Origin of the sequence: Aristaeella hokkaidonensis (genome assembly GCF_018128945.1) — a bacterium.
GTDB classification, from domain to species: domain Bacteria; phylum Bacillota; class Clostridia; order Christensenellales; family Aristaeellaceae; genus Aristaeella; species Aristaeella hokkaidonensis.
On the sequence record NZ_CP068393.1, the window covers coordinates 2,620,480 to 2,643,906 of the forward strand.

Sequence of the window (23,427 nt, forward strand, 5' to 3'; positions counted from 1 at the left end):
ACCGTACCTGTCAATGTATACAGCGTTCCCACGCTGACTGTCAAAGCACCTTTTTCAGGTATTCCCCGGTATAGGATCCCTTTACCGCAGCCACCTGTTCCGGAGTGCCTTCAGCCACGACGGTACCGCCGCCGCTGCCGCCTTCCGGACCCAGGTCGATGATATGATCCGATACCTTGATCACGTCCAGGTTATGCTCGATGACCAGCACCGAGTTCCCGGCATCCGTCAGCCGCTGGAGCACCTGGATCAGCCGGTCCACGTCCGCCATATGGAGGCCGGTGGTCGGCTCGTCCAGCAGGTAAATGGTTTTACCGGTCGCCCTGCGGCTCAATTCTGTCGCCAGCTTCACGCGCTGAGCTTCACCGCCGGAGAGCGTGGTGGAGGCCTGGCCCAGCTTCATGTAGCCAAGGCCCACATCATACAGGGTTTCCAGCTTGCGGGTGATCTGGGGATGGTTTTCGAAGAAGCCAAGAGCTTCCTCCACCGTCATATCCAGCACTTCGCTGATATTCTTTCCCTGCCAGGTGACCTCCAGGGTCTCCCGGTTATACCGGCGGCCGTGGCAGACGTCACAGGGCACATACAGATCTGGCAGGAAGTGCATCTCAATCCGCTTCATACCGTCTCCCTGGCAGGCCTCGCAGCGGCCGCCCTTGACGTTGAAGGAGAAGCGGTTTTCCTTATAACCCCTGGCCTTGGCCTCCGGGCTGAGGGCAAACAGCTTGCGGATCAGGTCAAACAGGCCGGTATAGGTGGCCGGATTGCTCCGGGGCGTCCGGCCGATGGGGCTTTGGTCGATCATGATGATCTTGTCCAGCAGTTCCAGGCCCTCCATGCTTTCGAAGCGGCCGGGACGCGTCTTGGCCCGGTTCAGCTTCCGGGCAAGGTTCTTATAGATAATCTCATTGACGAGACTGCTCTTGCCGCTGCCGCTGACACCCGTCACACAGGTGAGCACGCCCAGCGGAATCCGCACGTCAATATGCTTCAGGTTGTGTTCTTCCGCACCCCGGACCGTCAGCCAGCCCGTGGGCTTCCGCCGTTTCGCCGGTACCGGAATCACCTTTTTCCCGCTCAGGTACTGGCCGGTCAGGCTTTCCGGGCAGGCGCGGATATCATCCGCCGTGCCTTCCGCCACAATATAACCGCCGTGCAGCCCCGCACCGGGACCCACGTCCACAATCCAGTCCGCGGCCAGCATGGTTTCTTCATCATGCTCAACCACGATCACGGTGTTGCCCAGGTCCCGCATCCGGCGAAGCGTCGCGATCAGCTTCGCGTTATCCCGCTGGTGCAGGCCGATGCTGGGCTCGTCCAGGATATACATAACCCCCATCAGGGCGCTGCCGATCTGGGTGGCCAGGCGGATACGCTGTGCCTCGCCGCCGGAGAGCGTTCCCGCGCCGCGGCTGAGGGTCAGGTACTCCAGGCCCACGTCGCACAGGAAGCCCAGCCGGGCGTCAATCTCCTTCAGGATCTGCGCCGCGATAATCCGGTCATTTCCGCTCAGCTCCAGGTTCGCAAAGAACTCCCTGGCCTGCTGGATGCTCATATCGCTGACTTCCGGCAGGCTCTTTCCTCCCACGGTTACCGCCCGGGCTTCCGCCTTCAGGCGCTGCCCGCCGCATTCCGGACAGGTTTCCTCCGCCATGTATTCCTCATAGGCCTGCTTCATGGCGTCTGAGGTGGTTTCCTTGTAGCGCCGCTCCAGCGTAGGGATGATCCCCTCAAAGCTGGTGGTATATTCCCGCATGCCGCGGGCGCCTTCATAGGTAATGCTGATCTTTTCGTCCCCGGTGCCGTAGAGCAGGGCGTCCATGCCCTCGCCGTTGATTTCTTCCAGGGGCGTATCCAGTGTAAAGCCGTACTTCTTCCCCATGGCACCGAAGTACTGGGCCGCAATGCCGTTATCCTCCGCGGCATTGAAGCCCATCAGGTTCATGGCGCCTTCCCGCAGGGTAACCCGCTCATCCGGGAAAATCGCCTCCCGGCTGATCTTCATCCGGATCCCCAGGCCGCTGCAGCCCGGGCAGGCCCCGTACGGGCTGTTGAAGGAGAACATCCGGGGTTCCAGTTCCTCAATGGACACGCCGCAGTCCGGGCAGGCATAATTCATGCTGTACAGCGTTTCGCCCTTGTCCATGCAGTCGATGATCACCAGGCCGGCGCCCCGCACAGCGGCTGTTTCCACATCCTCCGCCAGGCGGTGACGGAACTCATCCGTATCCCGGCGGATCAGGCGGTCCACCACAATCTCAATGGTATGCTTTTTCTTTTTATCCAGTTCCGGAGTGTCTTCCAGGTCATACATTTCCCCGTCAATCCGCACACGGACATAACCGCTCTTGCGGGCGGAAGAAAGCAGATCCTTATGCTCCCCCTTGCGTCCGCGGACCAGCGGGCTGAGCACCTGCATCCGGGTTCCCTCCGGCGCGGCGCAGACCGCGTCCACGATTTCATCCACAGACTGCTTCCGGATCTCCCGGCCGCAGACCGGGCAGTGCGGCACACCGATCCGCGCCCAGAGCAGGCGCAGATAGTCGTGCACCTCCGTCACGGTGCCCACCGTGGAACGGGGATTCCGCCCCGTTGTTTTCTGGTCAATGGAAATCGCCGGGCTCAGGCCTTCAATGGCGTCCACGTCCGGTTTGTCCATCTGGCCCAGGAACTGCCGGGCATAGCTGGTCAGGCTTTCCACATAGCGTCGCTGGCCTTCCGCGTAAATCGTGTCGAAGGCCAGCGAACTTTTGCCGCTGCCGCTCAGTCCCGTAATCACGGTCAGCTTATCTCTCGGTATTTGAAGAGAAATGTTCTTCAGGTTGTGCTCACGGGCACCCCTGATCTTCAGAAATTCATTCATGTTTCCCTGTTTCCTGTATATCTTTCAGTCCGTTTGTCCCCGCAGGGCTTACTCCTGTCCGGAGCTTTCCACGGTTTCCCTGTGATGTTTCATATCTTCTGTATAGAACATCGCTTTGTTTCCGCCGGCATTCTTGGCCGTATACATGGCAATGTCCGCCGCGCGGTACAGATCGTCGTAGGATCGTTCGACCATATCCGTCATCACGATCCCGACGCTGGCTGCCACCCGGACAGCGTTTTCGCCGGTACCCACCGTACGGCTGATCTTCTGCACCATCTGCTCGGAACGCTCCAGCACCCATTCCTTGCCGGGAGCGCTCTTCAGATAAATCACGAATTCGTCTCCGCCCAGACGGCTCAGCACATCAGAGTTGCGGAACATTGCCTTCATATCCGCGGCCACTTCAATCAGTACCTTGTCGCCCATCTGATGGCCCAGCTTGTCATTCACGCTTTTGAAGCCATCCAGGTCCAGCAGCATCATCACGCCGTGTTCATCGGTCTTCAGATGCTCTTCGATCTCCTTCTGCGCTGCCACCCGGGCCGTCAGGCCGGTCAGCAGGTCTGTCTCGGCGGCGCGCCGGCTTTCTTCCCTGCCGGTGATCAGCACCACCCTGGCCCGGTTCAGCGTATAGATCGTAATCAGGCTGATCACCAGATACAGGACGGTAAACGCACTGTGAAGCGAATCCTGGACGCCGGCCTGCGCCCGCCAGGAAATCTCCAGTGCGACATAGCCCACAAGCTGAAGCGCTCCGATGCGCCAGGCATAGTCAAACATGAATCCGCCCACGATCAGGTGAATACCGATCCAGAAAACATCTGTATCATAACTGACCGCCGACCAGATTGCTGCCGCATACACCGTAATCCCCAGGAGATATCCCGTGATCAGCAGCGACGCGTTCGAGGAAGTTTTGCGGTAGGCACAGAACGCCGCGAGAATCCCGGCAAGCAGCACGCCCAGGAGGAAATACACACCGCCGTGAACCTGGTGGGTCGCATATCCGAAGAAGATCACCGGCGGTGCTCCGATAACAGCAATCGCGCTGATTACACGCAGAGAGCCCCGGTTACTTTTCCCTACAGCATCCGCGTATTTCCTGAATACGTCCAGCTGATATCCATACTGGTTCCAGAATTTCAGCCTTTCCCTCATTGCTGTACACTACCTTCCGGTCTCTCTGTGTCTTCTTATACCAACCTGAGTGCGGGCATGGCATTCAGATCCAGCCCCGCCAGTTCTCCGTTCCTCAGCCTGTAATATGCCGCGCTGCCGATCATGGCTCCGTTATCCGTGCACAGATGCAGCTCCGGCATGAACAGGGGAATCTTCAGATCCTCACACATGGCCGCGGCCATCCGCCGCAGCTCCCGGTTGGCTGATACGCCGCCTGCCAGCGCAAACCCGTTGTAGCCGTCCCGTCCCCGTTCCTCCAGGAGCAGCCTGGCCTTAGCTGTCAGTTCCCGGCAGACTGCCCGGCGGAAGCTGGCTGCCAGATCCGCCTTCGGCAGGGTTTCTCCCCGCTGCTCCAGCGTATGCACCGTATTCATGAAGGCAGTCTTCAGTCCGCTGAAACTGTAGTCATACCGCCCGTCCGTTTTCGGGCTGGGCAGGGTAAACACTTCCGGATTTCCCTCTTCCGCCAGCTTGTCAATCCGCGGTCCGCCCGGATAAGGCAGCCCCAGCGCCCGGGCAGCCTTGTCAAAAGCCTCTCCCGCCGCGTCGTCCACCGTCTGGCCCAGCAGGCGGTAAGTTCCGTAATCCGATACCTCCACCAGATGGCTGTGGCCGCCGGATACCACCAGGCACAGGAAAGGCGGTTCCAGATCCGGGTGGCTCAGGTAATTCGCGCTCACATGGCCTTCAATATGGTTGACGCCCACCAGCGGTTTTCCCGCCGCGAAGGCCAGACCCTTCATGCAGTTGACGCCAGTCAGCAGCGCACCGACCAGTCCCGGTCCCTTTGTGACCGCCAGGGCGTCCACTTCCTGCAGGCTCATGCCTGCTTCCCGCAGCGCCTGGTCCACTACCCGGTCGCAGGCTTCCATATGGGCCCGGCTGGCAATCTCCGGCACCACACCGCCATAGAGTTCGTGCAGGTCAATCTGGCTGAACACCACATTGCTCAGGATCTTCCGGCCGTTCTCAATTACGGCTGCCGCGGTTTCATCGCAGCTGGTCTCCAGGGAGAGGATGCGGACAGTTTCCTTGTTCCGCAGCTCCTCAGCCTGCAGGCGCGATTTCAATTCATAATTCATCATTCACAATTCATAATGAGAATGCGTCTTTCTCATTATCTTTCCTCGTTCTCTATCCTAAACGCAGTCATTGCTCTGGAGTTGTCCGGTTACATTATTACTTCTTATTTCTGCATGATGTATGCATTTTCCTGTACAAAAAAGCATAATTCCTGCAGCAAGAATCCAAATCATAATCCGGATACCCAATGAAACAAAGAAATCGATCGGCATCAGCCGGATCAGCAGATCCGCCCGGGGGTCCAGCAGCCAGCCCTCATTGGTAAAGGCCACCCGGTGGAACGTAATGAACAGGCCGTCAAAATCCACCAGCGCCCATACCGCGATGCCGGCAAACAGCACCCCTGCCGCGCAAAGCCCTGTCAGCATTCCGCCGGCTAATGCTTTCCGTCGCCGAAGCAGGATGCCGATGCCAATCAGCAGCAGCGCCGCCGCACCGGTGATCCACCGCAGCGTTCCCGCCAGGCCGATCAGTCCCCGGCAGTCCGCCATATGGTCCGCTTCATGCGCCTGAAAGCCGATATATCCGCGGTCGTCCGCGTCCGTCCAGATATACTGGAAGTGCTCTTTCTGTCCGGTCAGGTAGGCGGCTGTCATCCGCCCGACTCCCGGGTATTCCTTCTCCGGAAGGCCGGTCGTCTCCGGCGGCGCATGACGGAGCATCTCCCGCGAAAGCAGATCTCCGTCCCCGGCAATACCGTACACCGCTGCCGCCAGCGTGAACAGGATCACTGCCCATACAAGCAGGAATCCACACAGCCGGGCGGCAGCGGTTTTCATGAATCCATGGTTCATTGGTTTGATTACTGCATCTTCAGGTATGCAGTGACAAAGCCTTCCAGGTTTCCGTTCATCACGTCGTCAATGTTGCCGCTCTCGTAGTTGGTGCGGTGATCCTTGACCATGGTATAGGGCTGGAATACGTAGGAGCGGATCTGGCTGCCCCATTCAATCTTCTTCATCTCGCCCTTGATGTCCGCCATCTGCTGTTCCTTTTCACGTTCCTTCAGTTCCAGCAGCTTGGCCTTCAGCATTTTCATACAGGTGGCACGGTTCTGCACCTGGTCACGTTCAGTCTGGCAGGCCACCACGATGGTCACGTCGTCCTTGACGTATGTCATACGGACAGCGGAACTGGTCTTGTTAACGTTCTGTCCGCCGGCACCGGAAGAATGGTAGGTATCCACCCGCACATACTTCATATCAACCTTGATTTCGTCGCCGTCATCCTCAATCATCGGCGCCACGTCCAGGCTGGAGAAGCTGGTATGCCGCCGGGCGTTGGCGTCAAAGGGGCTGATGCGCACCAGCCGGTGCACGCCCTTCTCTCCGCGGAGATAGCCGTAAGCATGATCGCCGCTGACCTCAAAGGTCACGCTCTTGATGCCCGCCTCGTCTCCGTCCAGCAGGTCCAGCAGCTTTACCTCAAAGCCCATCCGCTCACAGTAGCGGGTGTACATACGGTAAAGCATCTGGGTCCAGTCCTGGGCCTCGGTTCCGCCGGCTCCGGCATGAAGGCTCAGCACGGCGTCATTGTCGTCATAGTCGCCCCTCATCAGGGTTTCCAGCTCCAGCGCGTCCGCCTTTTCCTTCAGGCTGGCCAGTTCCGTACCGATCTCCTGGACCATTTCCTCATCGTTTTCTTCCTTGGCCAGCTCCATCATCGTATCGATATCATCGGCAGTGCTCAGCAGGCCTTCATAGTGAGCCAGCTTGTTCTTCAGGTGGCCCAGTTTCTGGTTCACCCGGGTGGAGCGCTCTGTATCGTTCCAGAATTCCGGCTGGTTCATTTCCTCGGTCAGCTCATCGATCTGCTCTTTCATATGATCGATATGCAGCGCCTCTCCGGCAGCCAGGATGCTCTTCCGGATCCCCGTAATATCCTGTGCGTATTGTTCAAGTTCCAACATAATTTACACCTCCGGCAAAAATCAATTCAGAATTCATAATTCAGAATTCAGAATTATGAGTATCTTTCCTGATAACAGCAGTTCCTGTCTACCTTCTTGTATTCCACATATGAATAATCCCCTGTTCTCCGTGTTTGTCCGGATATCGCACAATTCATTATGAATTATGAATTGTGAATTATGAATTCAAAATGAGGCGTCAGCCTTCATTTTTCAGCATGCAGCAGTTCTTGTACTTTTTGCCGCTGCCGCAGGGGCAGGGATCGTTCCGGCCGATCTTTTCAGAGGGCTTGACCCTTCTCGGCTGCCGGGGGCCGTCGCCGGCCATCCGGGCTTCGGTAGGCTTTGCGGTCTGCACCCGTTCCGGCGTGACCTCCACCTTGGTCTGATAGACCCGGCGCACCGTATCCTCCCGGATCAGGTGATTCAGTTCCTCAAACATATGGCCGGATTCAATCTGGTATTCCGTAACGGGATTCTTGCCGCTGTACGCACGGTATCCGATACCGTCCCGCAGCTGATCCATGGCGTCGATATGATCCATCCAGCGGGTATCCACGCTGCGCAGCAGCATAACCCGCTCCAGCTCACGCATATCCACATGGATGCTGTCCATGAGCTGCTCCCGCTCTTCATAGAACTTCCGGGCATCTTCCTTCAGGGCTTCGATGAAAGCATTCCGGTCTTCCTGTTCCATGGCAATGGCGCGGTTGGCTTCCAGCGCGCCGTGATGGCAGCACAGGTTTTCCAGATAGTTGGTGGCTTCCTTCCACTCCCATTCGGCGGGTTCTTCCCCGTTCATCCAGCGGCCTGCCGCGAAGTCGATCACATGATCCGTCATGCGCTGGATGCTGTCCCGCACATTCTCGCCCATGAGCACCCGGCGGCGCTGTCCGTAGATGATTCCGCGCTGGCGGTTCATCACGTCGTCATACTCCAGCACGTGCTTACGGGTTTCATAGTTCCGGCTTTCAATCCGCTTCTGGGCGTTCTCAATCTGCTTGGTCAGCAGGCCGGCCGTCAGCGGTTCGTCATCCTTCAGCCCCAGCCGGTCCACCATGACGCCGATCCGTTCGCTGCCGAACAGGCGCATCAGGTCGTCCTCCAGGCTGATAAAGAACTGGGTGGAACCCGGGTCGCCCTGACGGGCGCAGCGGCCGCGCAGCTGGTTGTCAATCCGGCGGCTTTCATGGCGTTCCGTACCGATGATGTGCAGGCCGCCGGTCTGCAGCACCCGCTCGTGCTCCCGGTCCGTGTCCACCTTGAAGCGCTCATAGTGCTCCTGATAGCGCTTCCGCGCTTCCAGCACCTCATCGCTCACATGCTCGTTGTGGCCGACGGCCTCCTCGATGATCTCCTCGTCCACACCCTCCTGCCGGAGCGCGCGGCGGGCCAGGTAATCGGGGTTGCCGCCCAGGGAAATATCGGTACCGCGGCCGGCCATGTTGGTGGCGATGGTCACAGCGCCCCAGTGTCCGGCCTGGGCCACGATTTCAGCTTCCTTGGCGTGGTTCTTCGCGTTCAGCACTTCATGGGGAATGCCCTTGCGCCTCAGCATGTCGCTGAGCAGTTCGCTGACTTCCACGCTGATGGTACCGACCAGCAGCGGCTGTCCCTTGGCGTGGTATTCCTCAATGCTCGCCACTACCGCGTTGTACTTCGCAGCCTTGTTCTTGTAGACCATATCTTCCTGGTCCACGCGGATATTCGGCCGGTTGGTGGGAATCTCCACAACGTCCAGCGCGTAGATACCCTGGAATTCCGTTTCTTCCGTCTTCGCCGTACCGGTCATACCGGACAGCTTCTTGTACATACGGAAATAATTCTGGAAGGTGATGGTAGCCAGGGTTTTGCTTTCCCGCTCCACCTTCACATGTTCCTTGGCTTCAATGGCCTGGTGCAGGCCCTCGGAATAGCGGCGGCCGATCATCAGGCGGCCGGTGAATTCATCCACGATGATAACCTGGCCGTTCTGCACCACATAGTCCACATCCCGCTTCATCAGGTTATGGGCTCGCAGGGCGCAGTGCACATGGTGGTTCAGCTCGCTGTTGTCCGGGTCGTTGATGTTCTCGATGCCGAAGGCTTTTTCCACCTTCTGGGCACCTTCATCCGTGAGGGTGACGACCTTTTTCTTTTCCTCCACTTCAAAGTGGACGCCGGGCTTCATGGTGCGGATCACCGCGTCCACCCGGTCATAGAGCTCCGTGCTCTTCTCACCCTGGCCGGAAATGATCAGCGGCGTACGGGCTTCATCAATCAGGATGGAGTCAACTTCGTCCACGATGGCGAAAGCGTGGCCCCGCTGCACCAGGTTGTCCTGGCGGATGACCATGTTGTCCCGCAGGTAGTCAAAGCCCAGCTCGTTATTGGTTCCGTAGGTAATATCACAGGCATAGGCCGCCCGGCGTTCTTCCGGTTCCAGGTCGTGCACGATCAGGCCGACGCTCAGGCCCAGGAAGCGGTACACCTTGCCCATCCACTCACTGTCGCGGCGGGCCAGATAATCGTTCACCGTCACAACATGAACGCCCTCGCCGCACAGGGCATTCAGGTAAGCCGGCATGGTGGCCACCAGGGTCTTACCTTCACCGGTTTTCATTTCCGCGATCCGGCCCTGGTGCAGCACGATACCGCCCAGCACCTGCACCCGGAAGGGGCGCATCCCCAGCACACGGTCCGCGGCTTCACGGACAGTGGCAAAAGCTTCCGGGAGAATGTCGTCTTCGGTTTCGCCGTTCTGCAGCCGCTGTCTGAATTCAGCGGTTTTCGCCTGCAGCTGTTCATCAGTCAGCGCGCGATATTCCTCCTCCAGCGCCATGACCGCCTGTACGGGTTTTTCCAGTTTCTTTAACTGGGCATCGTTTCCCGATCCCATGATCTTCTTCAAAAAATCAAGCATTAATAACTCCTTCACTGCCCGTTCAAACGGGCAAAGCATTACAGGTTAGTATACCACCTCCAACCCTTGTGACGCAAGCTTGTCCCACCGCATTTTCCCTGTTCCGGTTTTCGGTTCCGGGGCACACAAAAAAAGCCGGAGCCTTTTACAGCTCCGGCATGTTCAGCCTTTTGTCCTTATTCCTGTTTGCGGCCTCTGCGGCGGCGTGTTCCAGCCGCTTCTTCCGCGGCCTTTTTCACTTCCTCAACCGCTTCCTCAGCAGTCTCGGCAGCCGTTTCAGCCACTGCTTCTTTTGCCTCTTCAGCCGCTTCCTCAACGGTTTCGGTCACAACTTCCGCCGTGTCCTCCGTCTTGTCGGAATACAGCTTACGGAGGGTTTCGGCCATCAGCTCACTGCTCTGGACCGTGTTCTCCACTTCTTCCTTCGCCTCGGGCTTTTCCTCTTCGGCAGCAGGCTTTTCCTCCTCGGTTCCGCCGTTGGAGATCTCACTCCGCTTGCCGCGCTTCGGCGCCGTGCTGTAATCACGGTAGTTGGCGCCGTCCAGATGGTCCATAGCCTTCTTGGATTCGCTCCGGCTCTTGCCGCGGCGAACCGCACCGATCAGCAGCAGGATCAGCAGGATGCCGGCAACCGCCGCGAAGATCCACTTGGCTCCGTCAGCCAGCGTTTCCGCCTGGCCCAGCCATTCGGGTTCAGGCTGGTCCTCCGGCATCGGCTCTTCCGCGGGCTTGGGCGGCGTCACCTGCGGCGGCTCGGTCGGCGCAGGGGTCTGCTCCACATAATTAATGACGATATCGTTGCTGTTGAAGGTCAGCACCTGGTCCAGCTGGTCCTTGCAGGAGGCAACAAACCGGAAGGTGCCGGAACTCATTTCGTTAGTCAGGTTGGCATCCACATCCCGGATAAAGGAAGCGCTCTGTCCGGCCGGAATGCTGGCGAAACTGTAGAGCGTGACATCTCCGGATTTGACGGAAATGTTCTTCACTTCCACAGCGCTGTCATTATGTACGGTCACGGAGAAACGGACGGTGCCGGGACGCTTGTAGATCACGTCGCGGTCAGCCTCAGCTTCCACCCTCAGGGCGATCAGCTGTGACGGATCCATGGCGGTAATCTTGATCCGGCCGGTGGCTGTTTCCACACCCTTGCCGGTGCTCTCGTCCGCCTTGACGGTGAACTGCAGCTCCTGGGTTTCGGTCACGGTCACTTCTTTTTCCAGGGTGAGGTCCTTGCCGGCCTTCACTTCCTGGTTTTCAAACACGGTGCCCAGGATCGGGTCCGTTACGGTCACGTTGGTAAAGTCCAGCGTGCCGGAATTCTTCAGCGTCAGGGTCAGCTTGACGGTATCGCCGGGCGCTCCGCCCTTCTTGTCCGCCTTCAGCGTGGCGGAAAGCTTCACTTCACCGTATTTGATCGTGGTGCTTTCAACCTTCTTGGTGTAGCTTTTGCCGCCGGCCTTGAAGGAGATGGTCGCCGCGCTGGTAATATCCTTTGTCCCCATGGTGGTGGTAAAGGTATAGTTTTCCGTCGCGCCGACAGCAATGGATGCGATGGTTCCGGACTTGGCGGAAACACCGGCATTCTCCTTGATGTTCACGGAGGTAACTTCCACATCGCCGGAGTTGGTCACCTCATAGGTAACGCTGACTTCCTGTCCCTTCTGGGCGGTGGTGGGCGTAATCGTCCTCTTGACGGTAATCTGCGGATCTGTGCCGAGATTGGTTACGTCCTTGGAGAAATTCAGCTTGTGAGCCTTCAGGGTGGGTTCTCCGTCATCGCCGGCCGGGCCGTCATAGGCGGAATACCGTACGGAGAAGGTCACCTTGCCGGCGTCCAGCTCTTCCTGGGTCACGTCCCAGTCGCCGGTCCAGCGCTTGCTCTTTCCGACAGAAAGCGTCGGGGAACCGAAGTCGTCGATCTTGCTGCCGTCCGGAAAATACAGCGTCACCGGGGCAGGCAGATCCCCGTCCCCGATATTGGTTACCGTGATGGAAACAGTGATTGTTTCCGGTCCGGATAATTTATATTTGCTGAATTCCATGGAGACCTTGATTGGTCTATCCGCCGCCAGCGCAAAAGACGCGCAAAGTAAAACCAGCACGACCCCCAGCGCCAGTGCAAGGAATAAACGTTTCCTGTTCATATTGTCTCGGAGCGTAGAACTCCTTCCTCCTTCCCCCGCCGGAAAACCCGCCGGACGTGTCAATATGGATGGATACAGGATATCTACAATATTTTATCGGGAAAGCTCAGGACTGTCAAGAATACAAAGAACGAACAAAAAACAGGCTTTCTGTGCTTTACTCGCCAAAAATCTAGTGTATAATGTTCGATACAAAGTAAAGGCGCTTTGTTACATTAGTATATAAGGAGGAAACCCACATGAAGAAGCTTATCGCTATGGTCCTCGCCCTTATGCTGGCACTGTCTGTCTGCTCCGCCTTTGCTGAAGAGGCAGTCACCCTGAAGATTGCCCATATCGGACCGACCACCGGTGCCGCCGCCCTGTACGGCCTGGCCACCCAGCACGGTGCCGAAATCGCCGTGGATGAAATCAATGCCGCAGGCGGCAAATTCACCATTGAACTGATTAACGAAGACGACGAGCACAACGTTGAAAAAGTTATCAACGCTTACAACGCCGCGCTGGACGCCGGTGCCCAGATGATCCTGGGATCCACCACCTCCAAGCCCTGCGAAGCCGCCGGTGCCCAGGGATACACCGACCGTGTATTCTTCCTGACCCCCTCCGCTTCCTCCACCGCTGTTATCGAGGATAAGGACAACGTCTTCCAGGTTTGCTTCACCGACCCGAACCAGGGCTCCGCTTCCGCGCAGTACATTGCCGATCACAAGCTGGGCACCAAGGTCGCCGTGATCTACAACAACGCCGACGTGTACTCCACCGGTATCCGCGACACCTTCGTGAAGACGGGTGCTGAGCTGGGTCTGGAAATCGTCAGCGAAGAAACCTTCACCGATGAAACCACGGACTTCACCGTTCAGGTTGGCAAGGCCCAGGAAGCCGGCGCTGAAATCGTCTTCCTGCCCATGTACTACACCCCCGCTTCCCTGATCCTGAAGACCGCTGCCGACAAAAACTACAAGCCGATCTTCTTCGGCGTGGACGGCATGGACGGCATCCTGAGCGTGGAAGGCTTCGACACCTCCCTGGCGGAAGGCGTCATGCTGCTGACTCCCTTTGTTGCCACCTCTGAAGACGAGAAGGTCAAGAGCTTCGTTGCCAAGTATCAGGAGAAGTTCAACGAGACCCCCATCCAGTTCGCGGCGGATGCTTATGACGGCATCTACATCCTGGTTGCTGCCGCTGAAAAAGCCGGCATCACCTCCGATATGGCTCCCGAAGATGCCTGCGACCTGCTGATTGAGGCTATGAAGGAAATCGAAGTTACCGGTCTGACCGGCACCATGACCTGGGACGAGTCCGGCGCTGTTACCAAGACGCCTATGGCCGCTACCATCGTCAACGGTGTGTACGTCTTCGAAGACTGATTTCCCGGTCACCTTTTCGCGAACCGGTCCTCTTCTGGACCGGTTTCGCTTGTTCTGGCCCATTCCGAAATCCGTATCTGAATCCTTTACCAGTACTCTTTCCTGAGAGGAAATATCTGTATGATTTTTCTGGATAATCTGATTAACGGCCTCAGCCTGGGCAGCATCTATGCCATCATCGCCCTGGGCTATACCATGGTCTACGGCATCGCGAAGATGCTGAACTTCGCCCATGGCGATGTCATCATGGTCGGCGCCTATATCGCTTTCTGCGGCCTGCAGTACTGGGGCATCCCCCCGGTCCTCGCATTCCTGCTGGCCATGGTGGTCTGCACCATCCTGGGCATCACCATCGAAGGGCTGGCTTACCGGCCCCTCCGCCAGGCTACGTCCCTGGCGGTGCTGATCACCGCCATCGGCATGAGCTATCTGCTGCAGAACATCGCGCTGATGATCTGGGGTGCCAACCCCAAGTCCTTCCCCACCACCTTCATCAACAGCACTTCGCTGCACCTGGGGAAGATCAACATTTCCTCCGCAACCCTGATCACCATCCTGGTCAGCATCGTCATCATGGTCCTGCTGACCCTGTTCACCTCCAAGACCAAGCTGGGCAAAGCCATGCGCTGTGTTTCGGAGGACCGGGGCGCGGCTGAGCTGATGGGCATCAATGTGAACCGGACCATTTCCCTCACCTTTGCCATCGGCTCTGCGCTGGCTGCCATCGCCGGCATCCTGCTGTGCTCCTCCTATCCCATCCTGCAGCCCACCACCGGTTCCATGCCGGGTATCAAAGCCTTCACCGCCGCCGTATTCGGCGGAATCGGCTCCATCCCCGGCGCCATGCTGGGCGGCGTACTGCTTGGAATCATCGAGATTTTCGGCAAAGCCTATATTTCAACCGAGCTGGGAGACGCCATCGTCTTCGCCGTGCTGATCATCGTGCTGCTGTTCAAGCCGGCCGGACTGCTGGGCAAGCCCATGCGTGAGAAAGTGTGAGGTGAGGAAAATGACAAAAGCAAAACGCAAACGCCTCATCTACAACCTGATCACCTTTGCTCTGGTCATCGGTGCTTTCCTGATCCTCCAGAACATGATCGCCACCAAATTGATCAGCCGTTCCCTGAAGGGACAGCTGGTTCCGATCTGCTCCTGGATCGTGATGGCCGTTTCCCTGAACCTGGTTATCGGCTTCTCCGGAGAACTGAGCCTCGGCCACGCCGGCTTCATGAGCATCGGTGCCTACACGGGCGCCATTGTCAGCGGATGGCTCCTGGCTGCCTTTGATATGCAGGATGCTACCCTGCGGCTTGTTCTGGCCATTGTGGCCGGCGGCATCCTGGCAGGTATTTTCGGCGTGCTGATCGGCATTCCCGTTCTCCGGCTCCGGGGCGACTACCTGGCCATCGTTACTCTGGCCTTCGGTGAAATCATCCGGAACCTGGTGAACGTCCTGTATGTGGGAACAGCCGACGGGAAACTGCGGTTCTCCTTCCTGAACAAGAACCTGCCCGAGAACGTCACCATGCTGGTGGACGGTGCCAAGGGCGCAGTCAAGATCAAGCCGATTTCCACCTTCACCGTGGGCTTCGTCCTGATCATGATCACCCTGATTGTGGTGCTGAACCTGGTCAACTCCCGCGCAGGCCGTGCCATCCAGGCTACCCGGGACAACCGGATCGCCGCTGAATCCATGGGCGTTTCCGTGACCCGCTACAAGATGATGGCCTTCGTGACCGCGGCGGTGCTGGCCGGTATGGCAGGTGCCCTCTACGGACTGAACTCTTCCACCGTGGTTCCCACGCAGTTCACCTTCAACCAGTCCATCAACGTACTGGTCTTCGTGGTACTAGGCGGCCTGGGCAACGTGCTGGGCTCCATCATCTCCGCCACCTTCCTGACTGTGCTGCCGGAAGTCCTGCGTGAATTCGCGGATTATCGCATGCTGGTATATGCGGTGGTGCTGATCCTGGTGATGATCTTCACCAACAACCCGACTACCCGCGCGATCGCCAACCGGCTTTTCGCGCCGGTCAAAAATCTGTTCCACGGAAAACACAAGGAACCCGTCGGAGGAGGTGACGCCAAATGACAGAGGTTAAGAGACATCGTTCCGATACCAAAATGGTTCCGGTTCCTTCTCATTCCATCGTTCCGGAGCGGGACATCAATGAGATCCCGGTGCTGGAAACCCGTCATCTGGGCATTGAGTTCGGCGGACTGAAAGCTGTGGACGACTTCAATATCACCATCGGCAAAACCGAAATCGCCGGCCTGATCGGCCCCAACGGCGCCGGCAAGACCACGGTCTTCAACCTGCTGACCAAGGTGTACGAGCCCACCAGCGGCGCCGTGCTCATCGACGGCAAGGACCTGCACGGCATGAGCATCGTACAGGCTTCACGGCTGGGCATTGCCCGTACCTTCCAGAACATCCGCCTGTTTGACAAGATGACCGTGGAAGAGAACGTGCGAATCGGCCTGCACAACCAGATCAAATATGATATGTTCAGCGGCATCCTGCGGCTGCCCCGTTACTGGAAGCAGGAGAAGCGCCAGCATGAACGGGCTATGGAGCTGCTCGACATCTTCGGCATGCAGGACCTGGCGGATGAAGTATCCGGCAGCCTGCCCTACGGCGCCCAGCGCCGCCTGGAGATTGTCCGCGCCCTGGCCACAGATCCGAAGCTGCTGCTGCTGGACGAGCCTGCTGCGGGCATGAACCCCCATGAAACAGAAGAACTGATGGAGAATATCGCCAAGATCCGGGATCAGTTCCAGATCGCAATTCTCCTGATCGAGCATGACATGAGCCTGGTAATGGGCGTGTGCGAAGGCATCTGCGTCCTGAATTTCGGCAAGATCATTGCCAAGGGCACAGCTGATGAAATCCAGGCGAACCCGGACGTCATCGAAGCGTATCTGGGCAAAAAGAGGGAGGGCGGAAAATGAGCGAAATCAAAAATCAGGATCTGCCCCTGCTGAAGGTCAAGGACCTGCATGTCTATTACGGCGCCATCCATGCGGTAAAGGGCATCAGCCTGGAAGTGCACGAGGGCGAAATCGTAACCCTGATTGGCGCCAACGGTGCCGGAAAGTCCACCACCCTGAATACCATTGCCGGACTGCTGAAACCCCGTCAGGGCTCCATTGTCCTGGGCGGCGTCCCCGTGGACGGCACCGGCGCCTCAAAGATGGTTTTCAAGGGTCTCAGCCTTTGTCCCGAAGGCCGGCGCATTTTCCAGCACATGACCGTGCGGGAAAACCTGGAGATGGGCGCCTACAGCCGCCCCAATGAAGAAATCGAATCCTCCCTGGAGGACGTGTTCCGCCGTTTCCCCCGCCTGAAAGAACGGGAAAAGCAGATCGGCGGCACCCTGTCCGGCGGTGAGCAGCAGATGCTGGCCATGGCCCGCGCACTGATGAGCAAGCCGAAGCTGATGATGCTGGACGAGCCTTCCATGGGTCTCGCCCCGATCCTGGTGGATCAGATCTTCGATATCATCCAGGAGCTGCATGAATCCGGCGTGACCATCCTGCTGGTGGAACAGAACGCCCAGATGGCGCTTTCCGTAGCGGACCGCGCCTATGTGCTGGAGACCGGCCGGATCGCCATGTCCGGCGACGCCTCCGAACTCCTGCAGAACGACGACGTCCAGAAAGCCTACCTCGGAAACTGAAAAAAAGATACAGAAAGACCCTGCCGCGGCAGGGTCTTTTTATATGTCTTAGTTCTGCTCCGTATCATCCACAGGAGGCGCGTCAAACAGGGTGTCCATGCTCATCTGTCCGGGAGAATCCTCCGGGCCCGGATCCGGGGTATACCTCGGCCGGGAAACCGTGCGCCGTGTCCGCTGTTCCGCGGGAATCACCAGGGAGGATGGCAGCTTCACCTTCCGTTTCTTGCCCAGCTTTTCCCGGGTTATGCTCATCACGTCATCCCAGATAAAGGGCGTGCAGGCCGCAGCGATCCGTACCCACCAGGCCGGCGCGTAATACAGGATCATGCACTTTTCCGGCCACAGCTGTACCCGGGCGACATCCTTCCACGCCAGGTGCTTTTCACTCAGCTTCAGCACAAGGCCGCTGCTTCCCTGGGCTGCGTTCCGCATCTGCGCCGGGGAACGCAGCCTGGCAATCAGTTTGACCGGCGTGGGATTGGGCAGGTAGTGGATTTCATGAATCCCGCGGTTATCCGCCACAAAGTCCGCCAGCTCTTTCCCCTGCAGGAGCAGGGCGGCAAACACCAGCAGCACAATCGCCCCCAGCAGGCTCAGCAGCACTGCCGGAAAGCCGGAAACCAGCATCTTTTCCACTGCTGCGACGCCGCCGGAGACCCCCTCCGCCGCCAGCACCAGCAGCAAGATAAACAGCGCTGCAGGCAGGAGCACCCGCATCAGCGCGTTCCAGCACATCCAGTCCTTCACCGGGGTACGCTCCACACACCAGGCAGCATGGGCCGCGTTTTTCCCCAGGCGGCTGCCGCAGAAGGGGCAGATCTCTCCCGCGTCCACTTCCCTGGCGCATTTCTTGCAATAGGCTGTCAGTGCCATTCTTCCCTCTCCGTTCCGGTTGATACAGATATTGTATCCTTTCCCGGTACGGTTTTCAAGGCGAACAAAACGCTTCCTCTGCCGGGACTTGAAGAAACGCATTTACAAAAATATTAAGTTTGTTTAAACAAACTTTTGTTAGATATTGCTATCTATGGTCAATTGTAGTAAAATGCACACGGCATCGGGGAGAACATCTGGTTTCCCTCGGATGTCCAGAGTGACAAAGAAAGGGATATCCATTATGCAACTGAACGCGCTGCACCCCGGTCAGTCCGCCGTTATCGAAGCCGTCGGCGGTGAAGGCGCCCTGCGTCAGCACTTCCTGGACATGGGCGTTATTCCCGGAACGGAAGTTACTGTTATCAAACTGGCTCCCATGGGAGACCCCATGGAGCTGCGGATCCACGGCTATGAGCTGACCCTCCGCCTTGCAGACGCGGAGCAGATAGAGATTTCCCCGGTCAGCCGGAAAGCCGCTGACGAGGAAAAGAAAGCCCAGCGTTCCCAGGAGCATCCCGGCCTGGGTGAAGAAGGCCGTTTCCATCCCCGGGGCAGCGGTGATCCGCTGCCGGACGGCACCAGGCTGACCTTCGCCCTGGTGGGCAACCAGAACAGCGGCAAGACCACCCTGTTCAACCAGCTGACCGGTTCCAACCAGCACGTGGGCAATTTTCCCGGCGTCACCGTGGACCGCAAGGACGGCGTAATCCGCGGTCACAGCGATACGCTGGTCACCGACCTTCCCGGCATTTACTCCATGTCTCCCTACTCCAGCGAGGAGCTGGTTTCCCGGGACTTTGTCCTCCGGGAGCATCCGAAAGCCATTATCAACATCGTGGACGCCACCAATATCGAGCGCAACCTGTACCTGACCATGCAGCTGCTGGAAATGAACATCCCGATGGTGGTTGCCCTGAATATGATGGACGAGCTGCGGGGCAACGGCGGCACCGTGGACGTGAACGTCATGGAAGCCATGCTGGGCGTTCCGGTGGTGCCAATTTCCGCCGCCAAGAACGAAGGCGTGGACGAACTGATCCGCCACGCCATCCACGTGGCAAAGTACCAGGAAAAGCCCGTGGAACAGGACTTCTGCGGTATTGAGGATCACGGCGGCGCCGTTCACCGCGCGCTGCATGCCGTCAGCGTCCTGATCCAGGACCATGCGGAACGCGCCAGGCTGCCCGTCCGCTTCTCCGCCAGCAAGCTGATCGTCGGCGACCCGCTGCTGGCAGACCAGCTGGAGCTGGATGAAAACGAGCGGGAAACCCTGGACCACCTGGTCCTGCAAATGGAAAAGGAGCGCGGCATGGACCGCAGCGCGTCCATAGCCGATATGCGGTTTGCCTTCATCCGGAAGGTTTGCGACGCTTCCGTCATCAAGCCGAAGGAAAGCAAGGAACGGATCCGGAGCGAGAAAATCGACCGGATCCTGACCGGAAAGCATACCGCCATTCCCCTCTTCATCCTGATCATGGCGCTGGTCTTTTTCCTGACCTTCTTCCTGATCGGCCCCTTCTTCCAGGACCTGCTCGAGGGCGGTATCGACATGCTGAAGACCGGCGTGCAGAAGGGCATGGAAGCCGTGAATGTCAACGACCGGATCCAGAGCCTGGTGCTGGACGGTATCTTTGAAGGCGTGGGCACTGTGGTCAGCTTCCTGCCGATCATCGTGATCCTGTTCTTCTTCCTGTCCCTGCTGGAGGACAGCGGCTATGTCGCCCGGGTTGCCTTTGTGATGGACAAACTGCTGCGGCGTATCGGCCTGTCCGGCCGGAGCATCGTGCCGATGCTGATCGGCTTCGGCTGCACCGTGCCGGCTGTCATGTCCACCCGGACCCTGCCCAGCGACCGGGACCGCCGGATGACTATCCTGCTGACCCCCTTCATGTCCTGTACCGCCAAGATGCCGATCTACGGCTTCTTCGTCAGCGCCTTTTTCCCGCAGTACGGCTGGCTGATCATTACCGCCCTGTACCTGCTGGGCATCCTGACCGGCATTGCCGCGGCGTTCCTGTTCAAGAACACCCTGTTCAAGGGCGAAGCGGTTCCCTTTGTGATGGAGCTGCCGAATTACCGTTTCCCCAGTCCCCGGAACGTGGCCCAGCTGCTTTGGGAAAAGTCCAAGGATTTCCTGCACCGCGCCTTCTCCGTTATCCTGATTGCCACCATCGTCGTCTGGTTCCTGAAGAGCTTTGACTTCCGGCTGAACCTGGTGACCGATTCCCATGAAAGCATCCTGGCCGCCGTGGCCGGCCTGCTGGTGCCGATCATGACTCCCGTGGGCCTCGGCGACTGGCGCATCGTCACCTCGCTGATCAGCGGCTTCATGGCCAAGGAAAGCGTGGTCTCCGTCATGGAAACCCTCTTCGGCGGCGGACTGGCCGCCCTCGGTTCCGTCACCGCCGCCTCCATGCTGGCCTTCAGTCTCCTGTATACCCCCTGCGTGGCAGCCATCGCCGCCATCCGCCGGGAACTGGGACGCAAGTGGGCGCTGGGCGTGGTCCTCTGGCAGTGCGCCATCGCCTGGGTCGCCGCCCTGATTATCCGGCTCATCGGACTGATTTTCTGAGGAGGTTGCCCCATGAATATCTGGGATATCATGATTGTACTTATGATCGCCGGTATCGCAGCCTTCGCTTTTTACCGCACCCGTAAAAGAAAGGCAGAAGGAAAAAGCAGCTGCTGCGGCACCTGCGGCAACTGCTCCCTGTGCAACGCCTCCTGCGCTGCACGGCGTGACCAGAAGTCATAATTGTTCATTTTTCATTAACAACGGCGCTCCTTCCGGAGCGCCGCTCTTTTTTACTTTTTTGTCTCAATGGTCCAGATCTCGTACTGGTCTTCCACTTCCCGTTTCAGTTCGTCAATTCCGGCTTCCTTCAGGGCTTTCCGGAAAGCTTCGATGCCCTTCTCCGGATCGTCCGGATCCACCGCGCCGACCATCAGCGGAAGCTTGAACTCTTCCACAACCGCTTCCATCGCGTCCACGATCTCCTTCACCGGTTTCTTGTTGAACCGGAAACCATAGGACGCCGTCTTCGGCGCATCGTTTCCATATTCCTGCAGCAGGATATTCTTGTCCGGTTTTTCTGACGTCAGCACATACTGGAGCGCAGTATCCCCGACGGTCCAGGCTCCGCCGTGCAGGCCGTACCAGTTGGCGGCCTCCACCAGCTCCACCTGCGTGTCATTCACCTTGATGTAGTTGACGCCCTCCTGACCGAAAAGCATCAGGTTCACCAGCGTCGCATCGCTGTGCATCAGGTTCAGGTACTGCATGGCGACGTCCTTTTTCTTGCAGCTCTTCGGAATCGCGAACATGGAACCGCCGGCCTGGCAGGTCACCTTATACAGCTCCTGCAGCGTAATTTCCGTGCATTCAAACTCCGGCACGCCTGCCGCCTTGTTGGCCGCGTACATTTCCGTGGACTTGATGCCGTTTCCCTTCAGGGGCTGGGTAAACACCAGGAAATCTCCTGTACCGAAGATTCCGTTATAGTCATAGGTAGCGGCGTCCGGCGCGATATAGCCCAGCTGCGCCCACCGGTACATCAGGCGGATATGGGCTTCCTGGAGCTCCGTTTCATAGATGCTGTAGACCGTCTCATCATATTTTCCGTTTTCATCCATCGCGAACTTCATGGACAGCACATCGCCGGGCAGGCCAATCCAGTCGTGGCCCCAGGGTTCATCAGACCAGCGGCCCTGTTCCATCAGATAGGGATATTTATCCGGATACAGCGCCTTGTATTTTGCCAGATAGGGTTCCAGTTCCTCGGTCGTCCTGACCGGATCCTTGTCCGGATCCCAGCCGATCTGCGCCGCGGCCGTCTTGTTTACAATCAGTCCCGTGGGAACGCACAGTTCCTTGTTGGTGGGAATGCCGTAGATCTGCCCGTTATACTTCACGCCCTCCAGGAAATCCGCCGGCAGGCTCGCCAGAATACCTGAGCCGAAATTGTCCAGCAGGTCGCCCAGCGGCACCAGTTTCCGCTCCTGGATTTCCTGCACATAGCCTTCCCAGTCCGCGGTAAAGATCAGGTCGATCTTCTCATCATTCATCAGCGCGCCGATCGCCTGTTCCGTCCAGGCCGGATCCCAGGGAACAAGATGGAAGGAGACCTGCATGTTTGCCGTCACCTGCCGGCTCTCATACAGTTCGGTCAGATACGCATTGATTGCATCTTCCACCCCGGCACGGATCGCCGCATCGTCCTTGTTTGCGATCCAGTAAATATCCAGCGTGTATGCCGTCTTCGCCGCTGCTGTGGATACGAGTCCGGCCAGCAGCGCAAGCATCAGCAGCAGTGCGATCAGTTTCCGCATCAATCCATCCCCCTCATCCGGTTATCAAAAAGCTTCCCCCGTCTGTGATCAGGGCTGCATTCTTTTTCATCTTACGTTATGGATACCTTACCACAAAACAGGGGGCTTCACAAGTCTTTCACGCCTGCTTTTCGGCCGTATACGGATATGGTATACTATCGGATGAATTGATTCGTTTTCCAATATGATCACCGACAGCGGCGGACGACAGTCCCCCGCGGAAAGGATACCCTATGCGTTTAGGCGGAACAGTCTGCTGCGATCATCCGGCGGAATGGGAGGACAAACTGGTTCAGTCCGGTTTCCGGGCCATCACCGCACCCTTCAACTGCGAAACGCCCCGGGAGGAAACCGAACGGCTCCTCCGCATCGTCGAAAAGCACGACGCAGCCATTGCGGAGGTAGGCGTCTGGCGGAATCCTTTTGATCCGGTCACCGGCCCGGCCAGCCTGGACTACGCCGTCCACCAGCTTCAGCTGGCAGACGAATTCTCCATTCCCTGCTGCGTCAACATCGCCGGTACGGAAAGTCCCTTCGGCTGGGATGCCGCGGATCCCGGCAACTTTTCGGAAGCCATGTACCGGAGGCTGGTTTCCTCCATCCGGGAAATCATCGACCGGGCCAACCCTAAAAAGGCCTTCTACTGCCTGGAGCCCATGCCGTGGATGATTCCCGACAGCCCGGAGGTTTACCTGCAGCTGATGCAGGACGTGGACCGGAAGCAGTTTGCGGTTCACATGGATTTTGTGAACATGATCAACTGCCCGCGGCGGTTCCTGGACGCAGAAAGCTTCATTGAAGAATGCTTCAGCAAGCTGGGGCCGTATATCAAAAGCACCCACCTGAAGGATTCCCGGATGGATCCGATGCAGCTGACCACCGTACTGAATGAATGCTCTCCCGGCGAGGGCTCCCTGGACTTTGTCCGGGTGCTGAAAATCATTGACCGGTACCTGCCCGCGGACGCTCCCGTCCTGCTGGAGCACATGACCACCTTTGAGGAATACCGCCGGGCCTATGACTATGTGGCCGGAAAAGCGGCGGAAGCCGGCGTCTGCATATAATCCAAACAATCAAAGCGCCTTCCCG

General features: G+C 58.2%; 17 protein-coding genes. 8 read left to right on the top strand and 9 right to left on the bottom strand.

What is annotated here, in order from left to right:
- Positions 1–40: 40 nt before the first annotated feature.
- The 7 genes from uvrA to JYE49_RS12010 all read right to left on the bottom strand — a co-directional run bounded on the left by uvrA (position 41) and on the right by JYE49_RS12010 (position 12,083).
- Complete coding sequence (gene uvrA / locus JYE49_RS11980; protein ID WP_093958358.1) at positions 41–2,863, bottom strand: excinuclease ABC subunit UvrA; 2,823 nt, start codon at positions 2,861–2,863, stop codon at positions 41–43.
- A gap of 48 nt (positions 2,864–2,911) precedes the next feature.
- The gene (locus tag JYE49_RS11985; RefSeq protein WP_093958359.1) at positions 2,912–4,024 is read right to left on the bottom strand and encodes a diguanylate cyclase domain-containing protein; all 1,113 of its coding nucleotides are present in this window, start codon (positions 4,022–4,024) and stop codon (positions 2,912–2,914) included.
- Positions 4,025–4,059: 35 nt separating this feature from the next.
- A complete protein-coding gene (tsaD, locus tag JYE49_RS11990; RefSeq protein WP_430384040.1) occupies positions 4,060–5,130 on the bottom strand; it encodes a tRNA (adenosine(37)-N6)-threonylcarbamoyltransferase complex transferase subunit TsaD in 1,071 nt (356 codons plus the stop codon).
- Between the two features lie 54 nt (positions 5,131–5,184).
- A complete protein-coding gene (locus JYE49_RS11995) occupies positions 5,185–5,907 on the bottom strand; it encodes a lipoprotein intramolecular transacylase Lit (RefSeq protein ID WP_179217438.1) in 723 nt (240 codons plus the stop codon).
- A gap of 23 nt (positions 5,908–5,930) precedes the next feature.
- Entirely contained in the window at positions 5,931–7,037 is a 1,107-nt protein-coding gene (gene prfB / locus JYE49_RS12000) for a peptide chain release factor 2 (RefSeq protein ID WP_093958361.1), read from the bottom strand.
- A 199-nt stretch (positions 7,038–7,236) separates the two neighbouring features.
- Positions 7,237–9,939, bottom strand: coding sequence for a preprotein translocase subunit SecA (gene secA / locus JYE49_RS12005; RefSeq protein ID WP_093958362.1), 2,703 nt, complete (start codon positions 9,937–9,939; stop codon positions 7,237–7,239).
- A gap of 176 nt (positions 9,940–10,115) precedes the next feature.
- Positions 10,116–12,083, bottom strand: a complete 1,968-nt coding sequence (locus JYE49_RS12010) for a CLIPPER-2 domain-containing protein (RefSeq protein WP_093958363.1) — start codon at positions 12,081–12,083, stop codon at positions 10,116–10,118.
- A 239-nt stretch (positions 12,084–12,322) separates the two neighbouring features.
- Between JYE49_RS12010 and JYE49_RS12015 the strand changes: the two genes are divergently transcribed.
- The 5 genes from JYE49_RS12015 (at position 12,323) to JYE49_RS12035 (ending at position 17,133) form a co-directional block, all read left to right on the top strand.
- Positions 12,323–13,453, top strand: coding sequence for an ABC transporter substrate-binding protein (locus JYE49_RS12015; protein ID WP_093958364.1), 1,131 nt, complete (start codon positions 12,323–12,325; stop codon positions 13,451–13,453).
- A 120-nt stretch (positions 13,454–13,573) separates the two neighbouring features.
- Entirely contained in the window at positions 13,574–14,452 is an 879-nt protein-coding gene (locus tag JYE49_RS12020; protein ID WP_093958365.1) for a branched-chain amino acid ABC transporter permease, read from the top strand.
- A 10-nt stretch (positions 14,453–14,462) separates the two neighbouring features.
- Positions 14,463–15,545, top strand: coding sequence for a branched-chain amino acid ABC transporter permease (locus tag JYE49_RS12025; RefSeq protein ID WP_093958366.1), 1,083 nt, complete (start codon positions 14,463–14,465; stop codon positions 15,543–15,545).
- Positions 15,546–15,577: 32 nt separating this feature from the next.
- Positions 15,578–16,405 carry an ABC transporter ATP-binding protein gene (locus tag JYE49_RS12030; RefSeq protein WP_283399474.1) on the top strand — a complete coding sequence of 276 codons (828 nt, stop codon included), beginning with the start codon at positions 15,578–15,580 and terminating at the stop codon, positions 16,403–16,405.
- Positions 16,402–17,133, top strand: coding sequence for an ABC transporter ATP-binding protein (locus tag JYE49_RS12035; RefSeq protein ID WP_093958368.1), 732 nt, complete (start codon positions 16,402–16,404; stop codon positions 17,131–17,133). The genes JYE49_RS12030 and JYE49_RS12035 overlap by 4 nt, the downstream gene beginning before the upstream one ends.
- 48 nt (positions 17,134–17,181) lie before the next feature.
- Here the strand turns inward: JYE49_RS12035 and JYE49_RS12040 are convergent, their stop codons facing one another.
- A complete protein-coding gene (locus JYE49_RS12040; RefSeq protein WP_143754547.1) occupies positions 17,182–18,006 on the bottom strand; it encodes a hypothetical protein in 825 nt (274 codons plus the stop codon).
- A gap of 244 nt (positions 18,007–18,250) precedes the next feature.
- On the opposite strand from JYE49_RS12040, the gene feoB reads away from it, so the two are divergent.
- Complete coding sequence (feoB, locus tag JYE49_RS12045) at positions 18,251–20,581, top strand: ferrous iron transport protein B (protein ID WP_093958427.1); 2,331 nt, start codon at positions 18,251–18,253, stop codon at positions 20,579–20,581.
- Between the two features lie 12 nt (positions 20,582–20,593).
- The gene (locus JYE49_RS12050) at positions 20,594–20,764 is read left to right on the top strand and encodes a FeoB-associated Cys-rich membrane protein (RefSeq protein WP_093958370.1); all 171 of its coding nucleotides are present in this window, start codon (positions 20,594–20,596) and stop codon (positions 20,762–20,764) included.
- A gap of 50 nt (positions 20,765–20,814) precedes the next feature.
- On the opposite strand, the gene JYE49_RS12055 is transcribed toward JYE49_RS12050, so the two are convergent.
- Positions 20,815–22,338 carry an ABC transporter substrate-binding protein gene (locus tag JYE49_RS12055; RefSeq protein WP_093958371.1) on the bottom strand — a complete coding sequence of 508 codons (1,524 nt, stop codon included), beginning with the start codon at positions 22,336–22,338 and terminating at the stop codon, positions 20,815–20,817.
- Between the two features lie 233 nt (positions 22,339–22,571).
- Between JYE49_RS12055 and JYE49_RS12060 the strand changes: the two genes are divergently transcribed.
- Positions 22,572–23,402, top strand: a complete 831-nt coding sequence (locus JYE49_RS12060) for a sugar phosphate isomerase/epimerase family protein (RefSeq protein WP_093958372.1) — start codon at positions 22,572–22,574, stop codon at positions 23,400–23,402.
- Positions 23,403–23,427: the final 25 nt, after the last annotated feature.

Bases quoted from the DNA above. Each gene is read 5' to 3' on its own strand.
- JYE49_RS12010 (WP_093958363.1), bottom strand. From the start codon at position 12,083: ATGAACAGGAAACGTTTATTCCTTGCACTGGCGCTGGGGGTCGTGCTG.
- JYE49_RS12015 (WP_093958364.1), top strand. From the start codon at position 12,323: ATGAAGAAGCTTATCGCTATGGTCCTCGCCCTTATGCTGGCACTGTCT.
- JYE49_RS12025 (WP_093958366.1), top strand. From the start codon at position 14,463: ATGACAAAAGCAAAACGCAAACGCCTCATCTACAACCTGATCACCTTT.
- JYE49_RS12020 (WP_093958365.1), top strand. From the start codon at position 13,574: ATGATTTTTCTGGATAATCTGATTAACGGCCTCAGCCTGGGCAGCATC.
- JYE49_RS11985 (WP_093958359.1), bottom strand. From the start codon at position 4,024: ATGAGGGAAAGGCTGAAATTCTGGAACCAGTATGGATATCAGCTGGAC.
- feoB (WP_093958427.1), top strand. From the start codon at position 18,251: ATGCAACTGAACGCGCTGCACCCCGGTCAGTCCGCCGTTATCGAAGCC.
- JYE49_RS12050 (WP_093958370.1), top strand. From the start codon at position 20,594: ATGAATATCTGGGATATCATGATTGTACTTATGATCGCCGGTATCGCA.
- JYE49_RS12040 (WP_143754547.1), bottom strand. From the start codon at position 18,006: ATGGCACTGACAGCCTATTGCAAGAAATGCGCCAGGGAAGTGGACGCG.
- JYE49_RS12060 (WP_093958372.1), top strand. From the start codon at position 22,572: ATGCGTTTAGGCGGAACAGTCTGCTGCGATCATCCGGCGGAATGGGAG.
- JYE49_RS12030 (WP_283399474.1), top strand. From the start codon at position 15,578: ATGGTTCCGGTTCCTTCTCATTCCATCGTTCCGGAGCGGGACATCAAT.
- prfB (WP_093958361.1), bottom strand. From the start codon at position 7,037: ATGTTGGAACTTGAACAATACGCACAGGATATTACGGGGATCCGGAAG.
- uvrA (WP_093958358.1), bottom strand. From the start codon at position 2,863: ATGAATGAATTTCTGAAGATCAGGGGTGCCCGTGAGCACAACCTGAAG.
- JYE49_RS11995 (WP_179217438.1), bottom strand. From the start codon at position 5,907: ATGAAAACCGCTGCCGCCCGGCTGTGTGGATTCCTGCTTGTATGGGCA.
- secA (WP_093958362.1), bottom strand. From the start codon at position 9,939: ATGCTTGATTTTTTGAAGAAGATCATGGGATCGGGAAACGATGCCCAG.
- tsaD (WP_430384040.1), bottom strand. From the start codon at position 5,130: ATGATGAATTATGAATTGAAATCGCGCCTGCAGGCTGAGGAGCTGCGG.
- JYE49_RS12035 (WP_093958368.1), top strand. From the start codon at position 16,402: ATGAGCGAAATCAAAAATCAGGATCTGCCCCTGCTGAAGGTCAAGGAC.
- JYE49_RS12055 (WP_093958371.1), bottom strand. From the start codon at position 22,338: ATGCGGAAACTGATCGCACTGCTGCTGATGCTTGCGCTGCTGGCCGGA.